This is a genomic window from Streptomyces sp. NPDC052701 (genome assembly GCF_040678355.1).
GTDB lineage: Bacteria > Actinomycetota > Actinomycetes > Streptomycetales > Streptomycetaceae > Streptomyces.
Genome location: NZ_JBFATO010000081.1, coordinates 1 through 1,850, shown reverse-complemented (window position 1 = coordinate 1,850; position 1,850 = coordinate 1). Strand labels below are relative to the sequence as shown.

Genomic DNA, 1,850 nt, shown 5'->3' with positions numbered 1-1,850 from the left:
AACACAGTGGACGCGAGCAACTGAGGACAAGCCCTCGGCCTATTAGTACCGGTCACCTCCACACGTTGCCGTGCTTCCAGATCCGGCCTATCAACCCAGTCGTCTACTGGGAGCCTTACCCCATCAAGTGGGTGGGAGTCCTCATCTCGAAGCAGGCTTCCCGCTTAGATGCTTTCAGCGGTTATCCCTCCCGAACGTAGCCAACCAGCCATGCCCTTGGCAGAACAACTGGCACACCAGAGGTTCGTCCGTCCCGGTCCTCTCGTACTAGGGACAGCCCTTCTCAAGACTCCTGCGCGCACAGCGGATAGGGACCGAACTGTCTCACGACGTTCTAAACCCAGCTCGCGTACCGCTTTAATGGGCGAACAGCCCAACCCTTGGGACCGACTCCAGCCCCAGGATGCGACGAGCCGACATCGAGGTGCCAAACCATCCCGTCGATATGGACTCTTGGGGAAGATCAGCCTGTTATCCCCGGGGTACCTTTTATCCGTTGAGCGACGGCGCTTCCACAAGCCACCGCCGGATCACTAGTCCCGACTTTCGTCCCTGCTCGACCCGTCGGTCTCACAGTCAAGCTCCCTTGTGCACTTACACTCAACACCTGATTGCCAACCAGGCTGAGGGAACCTTTGGGCGCCTCCGTTACCCTTTAGGAGGCAACCGCCCCAGTTAAACTACCCATCAGACACTGTCCCTGATCCGGATCACGGACCCAGGTTAGACATCCAGCACGACCAGACTGGTATTTCAACGACGACTCCACGAATACTGGCGTACCCGCTTCACAGTCTCCCAGCTATCCTACACAAGCCGAACCGAACACCAATATCAAACTGTAGTAAAGGTCCCGGGGTCTTTCCGTCCTGCTGCGCGAAACGAGCATCTTTACTCGTAGTGCAATTTCACCGGGCCTATGGTTGAGACAGTCGAGAAGTCGTTACGCCATTCGTGCAGGTCGGAACTTACCCGACAAGGAATTTCGCTACCTTAGGATGGTTATAGTTACCACCGCCGTTTACTGGCGCTTAAGTTCTCAGCTTCGCCCCACCGAAATGGAGCTAACCGGTCCCCTTAACGTTCCAGCACCGGGCAGGCGTCAGTCCGTATACATCGCCTTACGGCTTCGCACGGACCTGTGTTTTTAGTAAACAGTCGCTTCTCGCTGGTCTCTGCGGCCACCCCCAGCTCGGGGCGCAAGGCCCGTCACCGGATGTGGCCCCCCTTCTCCCGAAGTTACGGGGGCATTTTGCCGAGTTCCTTAACCATAGTTCACCCGAACGCCTCGGTATTCTCTACCTGACCACCTGAGTCGGTTTAGGGTACGGGCCGCCATGAAACTCGCTAGAGGCTTTTCTCGACAGCATAGGATCATCCACTTCACCACAATCGGCTCGGCATCAGGTCTCAGCCTCGATGTGCGGCGGATTTGCCTACCACACGGCCTACACCCTTACCCCGGGACAACCACCGCCCGGGATGGACTACCTTCCTGCGTCACCCCATCACTCACCTACTACCAGCTCGGGCCACCGGCTCCACCACTCCGACCTCGTCCGAAGACTCGGCCGGCGGCTTCACGGGCTTAGCATCACTGGATTCGATGTTTGACGCTTCACAGCGGGTACCGGAATATCAACCGGTTATCCATCGACTACGCCTGTCGGCCTCGCCTTAGGTCCCGACTTACCCTGGGCAGATCAGCTTGACCCAGGAACCCTTGGTCAATCGGCGCACACGTTTCCCACGTGTGAATCGCTACTCATGCCTGCATTCTCACTCGTCAACCGTCCACAACTGCCTTCCGGCGCTGCTTCACCCGGCAGACGACGCTCCCCTACCCATCA

The 1,850-nt window shown here is 57.9% G+C and carries 1 rRNA gene; it reads right to left on the bottom strand.

Going from position 1 to position 1,850, the window contains the following annotated elements:
- Positions 1 to 22 precede the first annotated feature (22 nt).
- Positions 23 to 1,850 (bottom strand): 23S ribosomal RNA (locus AB0L29_RS35470); the annotation flags it as partial.